Annotated in this window: 12 protein-coding genes, 1 pseudogene and 2 riboswitches; of the genes and pseudogenes, 9 read left to right on the top strand and 4 right to left on the bottom strand. The window is 35.2% G+C overall.

What is annotated here, in order from left to right; all coding sequences use genetic code 11:
• Positions 1–179 precede the first annotated feature (179 nt).
• Positions 180–282: riboswitch (guanidine-I (ykkC/yxkD leader) on the top strand.
• A 65-nt stretch (positions 283–347) separates the two neighbouring features.
• The 5 genes and pseudogenes from speB to MW688_RS14430 all read left to right on the top strand — a co-directional run bounded on the left by speB (position 348) and on the right by MW688_RS14430 (position 4806).
• Positions 348–1502: an agmatinase gene (gene speB / locus MW688_RS14410; protein WP_486736709.1), complete on the top strand. Its 1155-nt coding sequence runs from the start codon at positions 348–350 to the stop codon at positions 1500–1502.
• A 24-nt stretch (positions 1503–1526) separates the two neighbouring features.
• Positions 1527–1811: pseudogene (gene hypA, locus MW688_RS14415) on the top strand (hydrogenase maturation nickel metallochaperone HypA); the annotation flags it as partial.
• A 247-nt stretch (positions 1812–2058) separates the two neighbouring features.
• Complete coding sequence (locus tag MW688_RS14420; protein ID WP_486736710.1) at positions 2059–3108, top strand: ABC transporter substrate-binding protein; 1050 nt, start codon at positions 2059–2061, stop codon at positions 3106–3108.
• Between the two features lie 48 nt (positions 3109–3156).
• Complete coding sequence (locus MW688_RS14425; RefSeq protein WP_486736711.1) at positions 3157–4002, top strand: ABC transporter permease; 846 nt, start codon at positions 3157–3159, stop codon at positions 4000–4002.
• Between the two features lie 27 nt (positions 4003–4029).
• The gene (locus tag MW688_RS14430; RefSeq protein ID WP_486736712.1) at positions 4030–4806 is read left to right on the top strand and encodes an ABC transporter ATP-binding protein; all 777 of its coding nucleotides are present in this window, start codon (positions 4030–4032) and stop codon (positions 4804–4806) included.
• A 64-nt stretch (positions 4807–4870) separates the two neighbouring features.
• On the opposite strand, the gene MW688_RS14435 is transcribed toward MW688_RS14430, so the two are convergent.
• Together MW688_RS14435 and MW688_RS14440 are read right to left on the bottom strand one after the other, a co-directional pair.
• Entirely contained in the window at positions 4871–5554 is a 684-nt protein-coding gene (locus MW688_RS14435) for a hypothetical protein (protein ID WP_486736713.1), read from the bottom strand.
• Complete coding sequence (locus MW688_RS14440; protein ID WP_486736714.1) at positions 5555–6691, bottom strand: AAA family ATPase; 1137 nt, start codon at positions 6689–6691, stop codon at positions 5555–5557. It abuts the gene before it with no gap.
• Between the two features lie 398 nt (positions 6692–7089).
• Between MW688_RS14440 and MW688_RS14445 the strand changes: the two genes are divergently transcribed.
• Complete coding sequence (locus MW688_RS14445) at positions 7090–9000, top strand: S9 family peptidase (protein ID WP_486736715.1); 1911 nt, start codon at positions 7090–7092, stop codon at positions 8998–9000.
• Positions 9001–9256: 256 nt separating this feature from the next.
• Positions 9257–9318, bottom strand: a riboswitch (Glutamine riboswitch).
• A gap of 35 nt (positions 9319–9353) precedes the next feature.
• Here MW688_RS14445 and hpsU read toward each other — a convergent pair.
• Entirely contained in the window at positions 9354–9962 is a 609-nt protein-coding gene (gene hpsU / locus MW688_RS14450; protein WP_486736716.1) for a hormogonium polysaccharide biosynthesis acetyltransferase HpsU, read from the bottom strand.
• A gap of 22 nt (positions 9963–9984) precedes the next feature.
• The gene (locus MW688_RS14455; protein ID WP_486736717.1) at positions 9985–10911 is read right to left on the bottom strand and encodes a glycosyltransferase family 2 protein; all 927 of its coding nucleotides are present in this window, start codon (positions 10909–10911) and stop codon (positions 9985–9987) included.
• A 38-nt stretch (positions 10912–10949) separates the two neighbouring features.
• Between MW688_RS14455 and cobU the strand changes: the two genes are divergently transcribed.
• The 3 genes from cobU to MW688_RS14470 form a co-directional block, all read left to right on the top strand.
• Complete coding sequence (cobU, locus tag MW688_RS14460; protein ID WP_486736718.1) at positions 10950–11531, top strand: bifunctional adenosylcobinamide kinase/adenosylcobinamide-phosphate guanylyltransferase; 582 nt, start codon at positions 10950–10952, stop codon at positions 11529–11531.
• A 142-nt stretch (positions 11532–11673) separates the two neighbouring features.
• Positions 11674–13197, top strand: a complete 1524-nt coding sequence (locus MW688_RS14465) for a glycine betaine ABC transporter substrate-binding protein (protein WP_486736719.1) — start codon at positions 11674–11676, stop codon at positions 13195–13197.
• A gap of 231 nt (positions 13198–13428) precedes the next feature.
• A partial coding sequence (locus MW688_RS14470) for a hypothetical protein (RefSeq protein WP_486736720.1) occupies positions 13429–13621 on the top strand: 193 nt, incomplete at its 3' end.

A 13621-nucleotide genomic window follows, 5' to 3' on the forward strand; every position in this document is an offset into this window, starting at 1 on the left:
GTAAGGTCAAGCTAGTTATTGAGTCTACACCTGTAGTGTAGAGTACCGAGTAATTGGCAAGGAGTAAAAACACTTTACATGGCAAAAGATATACCGCTGACTTTTTTCTGTCTTATTTTGCTGTTTGAGTAAATTTGAGTAGATTTTTAGAAGCGGTAGTTTGATATTTTAGTGAGGCAAAAAAGTGTTTCTAGGGTTCCGATGTGAAAGCGTGACAGGTCCGAGAGAAACGAGCTACTAAAAAATACAGTAGCTACACGGAGGGAGAAAAGCCCGGGAGAATGAGGTAGTAATAACTATCATTCTTCTGGGCTTTTTTGTTTATATAGTTTAAAGAGAATAGAAAGATGAGTAATCAAGAAAGTGAAGCTCAAAAAGCGCTTCAACAAGAAGCGCAACTCCCATTAACAGGCTGGCAGCAGGAAGTACAACAAGGATTAGACTATGGTTTAGAAGCAGCATCTAGTATAAAAGATCGCAGTATTTCTACTTTTTCTAGGGGAGAATTACCTCACTATGCAGGAATCAATACTTTTTTGAAGGCACCATACCTAGAAGATGTTAAACAAGTAGGTAACTATGATGTAGCAATTGTGGGAGTTCCCCATGACTCTGGTACTACCTATCGCCCTGGTACTCGTTTTGGACCTCAAGGCATTCGCAAAATCAGCGCCCTATATACTCCCTATAATTTTGAGTTAGGTGTAGATTTAAGAGAACAAATTACACTGTGTGATGTAGGAGATATATTTACTATTCCCGCTAACAATGAAAAATCCTTTGACCAAATTTCTAAAGGAGTTGCTCACATATTCAAGTCGGGAGCATTTCCGATTATCTTAGGAGGAGATCATTCTATTGGGTTTCCTACCGTTAGAGGAGTTTGTCGCCATTTAAAAGATAAAAAAATGGGAATTATACATTTTGATCGCCATGTAGATACCCAAGAAACAGATTTAGATGAGAGAATGCACACTTGTCCCTGGTTTCATGCCACGAACATGAAAAATGCCCCAGCTAAAAATCTTGTACAGTTAGGAATTGGTGGTTGGCAAGTACCTCGTCAGGGAGTAAAGGTATGTCGTGAAAGAGCGACAAATATTCTCACAGTTACCGACATTACCGAAATGGGTTTAGAAGCAGCGGCAGATTTTGCTATAGAAAAAGCCACTGATGGTACTGATTGTGTTTGGATTAGCTTTGATATAGATTGTATCGATGCTGGATTTGTACCGGGGACAGGATGGCCAGAACCGGGTGGATTACTACCCCGTGAAGCTTTATATCTCCTTAAAAAAATTGTTCAAAATGCGCCTATTTGTGGAATGGAAGTGGTAGAAGTTTCTCCTCCCTATGATGTTAGTGATATGACAGCTTTAATGGCAACTCGTGTTATTTGCGATACGATGGCACATTTAGTTATTTCTGGACAACTACCTCGAAAGCAAAAACCTGATTATATCTATGAAGAAGAACAAGTAGTAGATGAACCATGGAGTTAAGCAAAAGTTAATATAGCTTTGATTATGCACGAAACAGATATGACTAAGGCTTTAATTATGACGGTGAAAGACTGGTATGAGTCTCAACCTCAAGCCTACAAAATAGACAAAATTCACTTATTAGTAGGGGAATTTACCTGTGTTGAACCTGCTAGTCTTGAATTTGCCTTTGAAGTTCAAATCCGCAACACCTTTTTAGAAGGAGCAAAATTAGCCATTCAGGAAATTCCCCTGGTGGCTTTTTGTCATCATTGTCAAGAAAAATATCAACCAGAAATCGGTATACAGTATTCATGCCCCCCATTTAGATTTTGATTTAGACAAATTAATTGATAATGTCCGTCAAATAAATTACAATGTAACTATTATTCCTGTATCTAGTAAAACAGAAACAGGTTTAAATCAATGGTTTACTTGGGTCAAAAACCAGGTAAAGATTAATCAAAAATATTCTCTCAATGTTTGAAATAATTTCAGTAATTCTATGATTCCAGGACTTTGACATTTTAACTGCGGTGCGATCGCCCTCTATATTTTGCTATGGGAAGTGAACAACATGAAACGAAAATCTTTTTTGTCTTACTTTTTAATCTTTTTTACTACTCTAACTTTTGCTGTTGCTTGTAACAATCCGGCCTCAAATATAGATACTACGACCACAACCCCAACGGAAAACAATACAGCAGAAACCGAAGTAAAACTAGGCTTTAGTGCTTGGCCTGGTTGGTTTCCCTGGCAGGTAGCCAATGACCAAAATATATTTCAGCAGAATAACGCTAATGTTGATTTAGTGTGGTTTGACGGTTATCTTGAATCTATTAATACCCTGAATGCGGAACAAATAGACGCTAATAGTCAAACTTTAGGAGATACAGTAAGTTCAATCGCGGGAGGAGCAGATCAAGTAATAGTCTTAGTGAATGATAACTCTACAGGCAACGATAAAGTTATTGTCAGTGAAGATATTAATTCCATTGAAGATTTAAAAGGCAAAAAAGTAGCCGCAGAAGAAGGTACAGTAGATCACTTCCTGCTTTTATTGGGTATGAAGGAAGCAGGTTTATCCCCAAGTGATATTGAATTTATACCATTAGAAACAGGTTCAGCGGCAGCGGCTTTTGTGGCAGGACAGATTGATGCTGTGGCAGTATTTGCCCCTTTTACTACTCAAGCATTAAAACGTCCCAATAGTAAAGAGTTATTTAGTTCCAAAGATTTCCCCGGCTCAATTTCTGATCACCTAGTCTTTACTCGCAAATTTGTAGAAGAAAATCCCGAGGAAGTTCAAAAGATGGTAGATTCATGGTTTGCAACCCTAGATTATATTGAAAAAAATCCTGAGGAAGCTAACGAAATTATGGCACAACGAGCCGGAGTTTCTGTAGATGAATACAAAGAATATGCCGAAGGAACAAAAATATTTACTATTGAGGAAAATTTAGAGGCTTTTACCCCAGGAGATAATATGAAATCTCTCTACTATTCTGCCGAAGAAATGAGTCAGTTTTTAGTTGATGTGGGTTTAGCAACTGAACAGGCAGATACTAGTAATATGTTCGATGATCGCTTTGTTAAAGCTTATGCCGAAAAGCTTAAAAGTAGTTAGGTATTGAACAGTATTGTATGGATTAATACAATAAACTACACAAAAAATATGGAAAACAAAATCATCAATAAGAATGAACAAAAGTCGATAAATTTTCTCAATTTCAATAGTTTCTGGCGTTTATCAGAAGACATTCCCACAAATCTTTATATTACTCTTACTGTTATTTCTATCCTCATTCCTTTATTAATTTGGTGGTTAGTTACAACGATAGGTAATATTGACCCGAAATTTTTACCCTCTCCTGCCGATGTTTTTCAAGCTTTTAGAAAATTATTGACTAGTGGAGAATTACTTAAAGATACTGTAGCTAGTTTATGGCGAGTGGGAGTTGGGTTTTTCCTAGCAGCATTATTAGCTATTCCTATAGGCATTTTAATGGGAAGTTTTGCTAGTATTCGAGCCTTGTTAGAACCTCTTTTTGGTTTAATGCGTTATATGCCAGCGCCAGCATTTATTCCTCTACTAATACTATATCTTGGTATCGGAGAAGAACCTAAAATTAGTTTAATATTTATCGGTGTATTTTTCTTTAATGCCCTCATGGTTATGGATACTGTGAAATTTGTATCCAAAGACTTGATTGAATCAACCTATATTTTAGGTGGTAATTCTTGGCAAATTTTAACTCAAGTGATTTTTCCTCATTCTTTACCAGGAATTCTGGATGCCTGTCGTATTAATTTGGCTGCCGCCTGGCAATTAGTTATTGTCTCTGAGTTAATAGCAGCAACCGAAGGTTTGGGAAGGCGTATAAGTGTGGCGGGGAGATTTTTACGAACTGATGAAATTTTCGTGGGATTGATTGTTATTGGAATTATTGGGTTATCTTTGGATTTGTTATTTCAGTATTTATTGAAGATTTCCTGTCATTGGACTAGTCAAAAACGTTAACTTTAGTTTAAATAAGGTGCAGAGATTATGTTTTTACAAATTACTAATTTACATAAAAGTTTTGAAACAAAAAATGGTAAATTAGAGGTTCTCAAAGATATTAATATGAGTATTAAACGGGGAGAGTTTATTTGTGCTGTTGGCGCTTCTGGTTCGGGTAAATCAACCCTTTTACGTCAAATAGCTGGGTTAGATAAACCCAGTAAAGGAGAGGTTAAAATTGAGGGAAAAGTTATTACAAAACCAGGTCCTGACCGAGGTATGGTTTTCCAAAATTATACTCTCTATCCCTGGTTAACTGTTCAACAAAATGCTGAATTTGGTTTAAAGTTACAAGGATTTAATAAAAAAGATAGAAGAGAAAAAGCTAGTTATTATTTGAGTGTTGTTGGTTTATCTGATTTTGCTAAATATCTACCAAAGGAATTATCAGGAGGCATGAAACAACGTGTGGCGATCGCCCGTGCTTTAACCTGTCAACCCAAGGTACTACTTATGGATGAGCCTTTTGGCGCTTTAGATATTCATACTAGAGAATCTATGCACGAATTTATCTTGGATTTATGGGAAAAAAACAACCTAACTATTTTTATGATTACCCATGATGTAGAAGAAGCTGTATTTTTATCTAACCGTATTTATGCTTTAGGTGCCCGTCCAGGAACTGTAAGAAAAGAAATTACAATAAACTTACCAGAACGCACACCTCAAATTAAGCGTGATTCTGTATTCCATGATTATCGTGATGAATTAATGGAATTATTGCGCTTACATGGTAAGGAAGCGCTAGTAACCGCATCATAATAATTTATGGTAGAGAGTGCGATCTCACTTAGGCTATACCTTTTAATACCTTTTAAGTTGATTATTAAATTCTTTTTCTAATCAAATTACAGAATTCTAGAAAATCTTGAAATGTTCTTAAATGGTTTGGATTGTCTGTTATTCTTTTTTGGAGTTGTTGTAAATAATATAGTTTTTGAGCGTCTCCAGGATTTTTTTTAGTATAATCTTGCTTTTTTACCTTAAAAATTTCTTTTAAATATTCTATATGAAAATCAGCATGATTTCTCAATTTAAATGAACCCATTAATTCAGGATCTTTTGTAGAAACGTCATAATATTTAACATATTCAGACAAAGGAGGTTGTGTTGGTTGTCTTGAATCAAAAAGCTTATTATTTCCTAATAACCAAGTTTCAATACATCTATTTTGCAAAATTATTTTTATTTGAGTAGTACCTAAATCAATTTTTTTATCTTGAATAAAATCCGTGATGTATTCATTTCTCTCTTCTACAGTCTCTTCATCTACATCAACACATATAACTAAATAGTCGTAATTATTAGCTTCTTTAATTTTATCAATAGCATTATCTAGTGGTTCATATAGAATTCGAGGATACCCTTTAGCACTAATTAAATAATAGTTGTTTTTTTTTACCTCATGAGAATATTTTACTTGAGTTAATTCAGGAATTAAATATTTTAACCAGAAAGGATATAACTTTTTTTCTGTGCTTTTTCCTTCAACTAAAAAGTAAAGATTCATTTATTCTTCATCCTCAAGAATATTAATTAATTCGATAAAAGCCTTTTGTCTCGAAGGAGGAATATGGAAATCTTTGGCATTTTTTACGGTTACTTTGCTTCCTCGACGGGTAACTATTTTCCAATATTCTGGGCTTATATTATTAATAATATAAGGATGATGACTAGTAATTATAAATTGTGAACTTTCGTTATTATCCAAAATTAAATCAGTAACGCTATCAAGACAATTAACTCCTAAACTATTTTCAAATTCATCTATTAAAATAACAGAATTATTAGGAGATAAATATAATTGACTAATGTACATGAGAGTTTTAAACATCCCTGATGATATATTAGTTATCCATTGATCTACATTTTTTTCTTTAATACTAACTCTTGTTGCTTCTTTGAGTAATTGAGATAAACCGATAGGAAGATCATCGTCAACTAAATTTTCTACTTTTAAATCTATTACATTACTAAATATTTCTATATATGTCTGTTTTATTTTCTGAAATTTGTCTGGAAATAAACGATAAACTATATTTAATTTTACAAAAATTGGTAAGTCACTTTCTTTTAAATCTAAAAAAGAAGAATTTTCATAGTGTTTAAAAATAGATAATGGTAATCGCCAAATTCTATCAGAATCTATTTTTTCAAAATTGGTCAAGATAATTTTATCCCATTCTTCTTTAATGGGTGATATAATATCTTCCTGTCCTAACAATTCAACAACACTTTCAAAAGGAGATAGCTTAGGGGTTTCTTTGTCCTTAAAAACTATTTTAGATTCTTCTCTTGTTACGATACTTTCATTATCAATTTTTAAATTTTCGGAAATAATTTTTACCTTTTTTTGTTTTTCATCTTCATGATAATCTTCATCAACAAGAGTTTTTGGTTTTATTAGTTCAAACTCACCACTCCATTCATATCTAGTTGTATCTTGTAGAGAAAAACAAACAGTCCATTCAACACCATTTAAAGAAGCACCGTTTGCTATTGCTTTGAGACTACTAATAGACCTTAAAATTCTTGTTTTACCCGCCCCAGATACTCCTACTAAAAGATTAAGATTATCTAATAGTTCTAATGGTTCTAGATTCCAATTATATTCTCGATCATAGTATTCTAATTGATGAATTTTCATATTTACTTCCTAAAGGAGAAGAGGAATTATTCAATGTTAAGTGTTAGACTTATTTCCCCTGATATTATTTTTATTTTTATTTTTATGTAGGGCTTGCTGAATAAATCTAAAACTCTGATTTGGTATATGTTTGAGCTAGTTTTCTTTTGAAAAAAGTGCCCAGTAGTAGGGGCGCAAGGCTTGCGCCCATCGCTCATACTTTGATATAAGTAAAATAATACCTAAAATCTAACCTGCTTTCACTTCAAGCTTGTTGTTACCAGATGAGCAATTTTTCTGAGAATTTTGTTAAGATATCATAAAAATCAATAAAAATTCAGCGCAAAATAGTCTATATCCTATAGGATATAGACTTACTCTATAGCCTTTTGACAAAATTTTCACCCATTTCTTGATTTATGACATCAAACAAAGTAAAAATAGCACACTATGGATCCTGGGAATCGCCAATTAATGCTGATTTAATGGTATCTTCCAGCATAAGTCTATCAGCAGTGGCAATTGATGGACAAGATATCTACTGGTTAGAAGGAAGACCCCAGGAAAAAGGCCGCAATGTTCTGATGAAGCGTAATCAAAATCAAGAAATTAGTGAAATCACGTCTAAAGATTATAATATACGTACTCGCGTTCATGAATATGGGGGTGGTGCTTTTTTAGTAGCCAAGGAAAAGATTTTCTTTGTCAACTACTCAGATCAAAGAATCTATTACCAAACAGAAGATAATAATACTGTCCCCCTAACAGCAGAATCTTCCAGACGCTATGCTGATTTAATTTTAGACAGTCAACATAATCGCCTCTTATGTGTTTGTGAAGACCACCAAGACACAAGTAAAGAACCAGAAAATACTTTAGTATCGGTTGATTTAAACTCGGGTGAGGTAAAAACTATAGTATCAGGGTCTGATTTCTACAGCTATCCTCGTCTTAGTCCCGATGGTTCCCAATTGGCTTGGATTAGTTGGAATCATCCTGATATGCCTTGGGATAATACTAAGTTATGGGTAGCTACTATTAACCCCGATGGTAGCTTAGGAGAGAAAAAACTAGTAGCAGGAGAAGCAAATGAAGCAATTAGTCAACCAGAATGGTCTCCTGATGGGGTATTATATTTTGTGAGCGATCGCCAAAATTGGTGGAATCTCTATCGCCTCAATTTGGATGGGGAAATCGAATGTTTACAGGAAATGCCAGCAGAATTTACTTATCCTCACTGGATTTTTGGTATTTCTCTTTACAGTTTTGTCAGTGAAAAAGAAATTATTACCGCCTATACCCAAAATGGTGCTTGGTATTTAGCTTATTTAAATACTGAAACTAAACAATTGAGAAATTTTGACCTCCCCTATACTAATATTCTCGCTGTCAAAGCTAAGGGAGAACAAGTGGTCTTAATTGCCTCTTCTGCAACTCAACCGACGGTAGTAGTAGAGTTCAACTGGCGCTATGAGTCAGATAATCATAGCTTACAAGTTATCCGTAAATCTACAACCCTGACTCTAGATAGTGGCTATCTATCTACCCCTGAGGCGATCGCTTTTCCCACTACCAATGGTTTAACGGCTTATGGTTGGTACTATCCTCCTCAAAATCAAGATTATCAAGGACCCCCCAATGAGTTGCCTCCACTACTAGTTAAAAGTCATGGAGGTCCGACAGCGCCTGCTTTAGCTAGTTTTAGTCTGAAAATCCAATATTGGACCAGTAGAGGTTTTGCTGTACTCGATGTCAACTATGGTGGTAGCACTGGTTATGGTCGAGATTTTCGCAAACGTCTAGAAAAACAGTGGGGAATCGTTGACGTTGATGACTGTGTTAATGGCGCTAAATACCTAGTAGACCAGAATAAGGTAGATGGAAATCGCTTAGCTATTACTGGAGGTAGTGCGGGAGGTTATACAACCCTAGCGGCTTTAACATTTCGGGATACTTTTAAAGCAGGCGCTAGTTACTATGGTGTGAGTGATTTAGAAGCTTTAGCGAAAGATACTCATAAGTTTGAGTCTCGCTATTTGGATCGTTTAATTGGTCCTTATCCCGAATCTCAGGAAATTTATCAACAGCGATCGCCTATTAACTATGTTGACCGCCTTAATTGTCCAGTTATCTTCTTACAAGGCTTAGAAGACAAGGTTGTACCCCCTAACCAGGCAGAAAAGATGGTTACCGCTTTACAAGCTAAAAACATTCCGGTTACTTATGTTTCTTTTCCTGATGAACAACACGGCTTTAGACAGGCGGAAAACATAAAAAAAGCTATAGAAAGCGAATTATCTTTCTATGCTGATGTTTTTAAACTTTATTAAAGCTAATAATTTTATCTTATTTGCCTTTGAAGATTACCTTTTTCTCTCTACCACTTCTAGCATCTGCTTCTTAACAACCTTCGACCATAAAGAAAAGTCAAAATTGTCATCCACCGGATTTAATTGGCGTTTTTTTGTATAGATGCTAACTACGTTTGATTCTAGTTTGTTTGTTAAAGAATCGTCTTTGGTTTTAACTACTTGTTTATTCATCACAGAACTATGGCCTCAAAATTTTCCTTTCGGAGTTGCATGAAGCGCGTTCCTTCGGGATATCAATCTCCCTACTTCCGTCTCTAGAGTGAAGAGATGAACGATTTATCTTATTTATACTTCTATCATATCAAAACATTTTATGATTGTGTAGATGTTTTTTCCATTTTTCTCAAGTATTGTGGACTACAGGGATTTCCCCAACTTACATAACCTGATGGTAAATCTTTGAGAACACTACTCCGTACTCCTACCACTGTATTAGCACCTATAGTTACCCCTGGACCTATAAAACAATCTGTAGCCACCCAAGCTCCATTGCCAATGACGATTGGCGCTGTAGTTAAACCAAAATGAGGATCTGTGTATTTGTGACTACCAGTACAGAGATAGGATTTTTGAGAAACTACGCAATGACACCCCAAGGTTATCTGGTCTAAGGAATAGAAAAACACATCATCTCCTATCCAACTATAATCACCTATAGTTAATTTCCAAGGATAATAAATGCGTACAGAAGGGCGAATTACTACTTTTTTGCCAATTTTAGCTCCAAACATGCGTAAGATAAAACATCTCAAGCCATTAAAGTTATGTAAAGTCAGGGGAAAGACAACGGCTTGTACTAACCACCAAATTAAGATAACCCAATGAGAACGTCCTCTGTTAAAATCTGATTGATCATATTTACTTAAATCTACAAACGGTTCAGTGGTTAAAGCTTCTGAAGGCAGGGAAGATGTGTTCATATATTTTTAACTATACCTAAATTTAGGATTGATAGGAATTGAGTTTGGGATTGGTTTCAGATACATTTAATTGACCACCAAATTTTCGCAATTCATAAAGCTTAACCTCAATTTGATATTCATACTGACTGAGTAAACGCGCATAAATATAGCCGGCTTTACCATCGAGAAATCCAAATCTGATGAGATAAATCCAAATAAATCTTAGTATGGGTTTATTTGGCAGGTAAACCCAGATTTTTTTCAAAAAGCGTTTTCTCTGGACAGAATTGCCCCAAAAACTAGCTTCTAATTCTTCTTGATTATTAAGATTATTAATTAAATTATAATAAACTTTTGCTTCCCAATTAGAATAACGATTGTGACGTTCTAACCAATGATAGATATCACGAAAGTCAATATGCAGCATGTCGTTTTTTAAATAGCCAGCTTTTCCCGTTAAAATTACGTGTTCGTGAACTTCATTATCTCCTGTGTTAGGGATATCTTCTGTATGAAGATTTTCGTACCGTCCTTTTTGATGGCGAAATAAACGTAAATTCCAGTCAGGATATTTACCACCATAACGAATCCATCTACCTAGGAAAAAAACTTTGCGATTTAGGTAGTAGCCATTATATTGTTCATTTTTAATTACTGTATCAATTTCTTGCCAGAGTTCGGGAGTAATTCGTTCATCACAGTCTACAATTAATATCCATTCATTTTTGAAACTAAGATTCTCTAAAGACCAATTTTTCTTTTTAGGCCAACCTCCTTTAAAATAAAATTGCACGACTTTTACTCCGTAACTTTCAGCAATAGCCACGGTGCGATCGCTACTTTGGGAATCTACTAAAAAGATTTCATCTGCTTGAGATACACTCTCTAAACAGGCAGAAATATTTAACTCTTCGTTTTTCGCAGGAATTAATACAGAAACAGGTATTTTAGGTGATTCTTTTGTCATGCTATTGCAGTAATATAGTAACTTATAAGTTGATTTAAATGATTTATTCTAAGTACTGCTACTATATTAATATGTTAGGTAAATCTAAGGTTATTTTAATTACGGGTCCTGCTCGTTCCGGCAAAAGCGAATGGGCAGAAAATCTAGCTAGAGCTAGTAATCTAAATGTTATATATATAGCTACATCACGAGATGATGCCAAGGATGTAGAATGGCAGCAAAGAATTTCTTTACATCGTCAAAGAAGACCAAAAGATTGGGAGACTTGGGAAATTCCAGTAGATTTAACCACAGGGATTAATCAAGCTGATGCTAATCATTGTCTGTTAATTGATTCTTTGGGAACTTGGGTTGCTAATCTGATTGATTTAGATGAAATCACCTGGCAACAATCTCAAACAGAATTAATCAAGAGTTTAACTAAAGCTTCAGGTAAAATTATTATAGTAGCTGAAGAAACAGGTTGGGGAGTAATACCAGCTTATCCTATAGGGAGGACTTTTCGCGATCGCCTAGGGAGTTTAGTCCGTCAAATTGCGGCGATTTCTGAGAGTTTTTACTTAGTAATTGGCGGTTATCCAGTTAATCTGAGTAACTTAGCTAAACCTATGGGTAATTAAAGGTTTATTTAATTTTTCCTCAAAACTAGTTAGTACAAAGATAACATCAGAGACAGCAAGCTTGATAATCAAAATGGTAAGTTTAAAAATAACAATGGCGATTCGCTTTTGGGGCAATAATTATCATTAATATTAAATTAAGATGTTATTAGACATTATTCTCAAAACTGGAGAACACCTACTACTAGTAATCATAGCGATGGGGATAGCTATAATCATTGGTATTCCTCTCGGCATAATCATTACTAAAAAACCTAATTTAGCACAACCAATCTTAGTAATTGCTAATGCTATTCAAACAATCCCGAGTTTAGCTATCTTTGGTTTCTTACTATCAATACCCATCATTGGCGGTATTGGTAAAACTCCGGCAATTATTGCCTTGTCTCTTTATGCTTTATTACCCCTGATTCGGAATACCTACGTAGGAATTACTAGTATTGACCCCTCAGTAAAAGAAGCAGGTATAGCCATGGGAATGACACCCTGGCAATTACTAAAGAAAGTAGAAATCCCCTTAGCCTTAGGGGTGATTATTGCGGGAGTAAGAATCGCTGCCGTGATTAGTGTAGGTATTGCCACGATTGCCGCGGCGATTGGGGGAGGTGGTTTGGGTGTGTTTATCTTTCGAGGTATTGCTACAGTTAACAATCAACTAATATTGGCAGGCGCGATTCCTGCTGCCATAATTGCCTTATTAATTGATGCCGCCTTAGGATATTTAGAAAAAAATCTTAAGAGAGTTGGCAGAAGTAAAAAGATATTAAAGGCTTCTTGGTTGAAGTTTTCCGGTTTAGTACTAGTTTTGTTATTAGGATTAGGCATATTTAGTTTATTAAATACTAATCAAAGGGGTTTTAATACTATTGTTATCGGTTCTAAAAACTTTACTGAACAAGTTATCTTAGGAGAGATTTTAGCTCAACAAATAGAGAATAACACCCAGCTAAAAGTTGAACGTCAATTTAATTTAGGTGGAACTTTTATTTGTCATGAAGCTGTAAAAGCAGGAGAAATTGATACTTATGTAGAATATACTGGTACAGCTTTAACAGCAATTTTAGAACAACCAGTAGATAATAATCCTGATTCAGTTTATCAAAAAGTGAAACAACTCTATCAACAAAGATATGATTTAGTGGTGATGTCTTCCCTAGGATTTAATAACACCTTTGCCATTGTAATAAGAAATAAAGATGCTCAAGAATTACAGATTAAAACTATCTCTGATGTGGCTAAATATACCCCTAATTGGCGAGCAGGTTTTGGCTATGAATTTATCCAAAGAGAAGATGGTTATCCGGGTTTAGCAAAGACATATAATTTAGAATTTTCTCAACCACCATTAGAAATAGATTTAGGTTTACTTTATCAAGCTTTAAATAGTGGTAAAGTTGATTTAGTAGCAGGTAATTCTACTGATGGTTTAATTCCTGTGTTAGATTTAGTAGTGTTAGAAGACGATCGCCAATATTTTCCTCCCTATCAAGCTGTGCCCATTGTTAATCAAGAAACTTTGCGCCAATATCCCCAGTTAAAACCTGCAATTGAAGATTTAGCAGGTACTATTTCTGAAGAGGAAATGCAGCAGCTTAATTATTTAGTAGATAGTCAGGCTAAATCTGTCAGTGAAGTAGTAAAAGATTGGTTTGCTGCCAAATCCTAGTTATTAATTTATTCTAAATAGGGCTTGCTGAATAAAGATAAAACTCTTATTTGGTATAGGTTTAAGCTGGTTTTCTTTTGAAAAAAAGTGCCCAGTAGGGGCGCAAGGCTTGCGCCCATCGCTCATACTTGCGCCCTACTGGTTGTAATATAAAGTCCGTTTGTATATTGATTAATTTGTAGGTTGGGCAGGGAGATAACCCAACATTGATTTTATTATTCCGTGTCAGGCGTGGGCTACTATGTAAATACATATAGTTCCTTTTTCGCTTTCCTCACATCAAAGGCGCAAGCCTTACTTTTGTGGGCGCAAGCCTTACTTTTGTGGGCGCAAGCCTTACTTTTGTGGGCGCAAGCCTTACTTTTGTGGGCGCAAGCCTTGCTTTTGTGGGCGCAAGCCTTGCTTTTGTGGGCGCAAGCCTTGC

Source organism: Johannesbaptistia floridana (assembly GCF_057440575.1).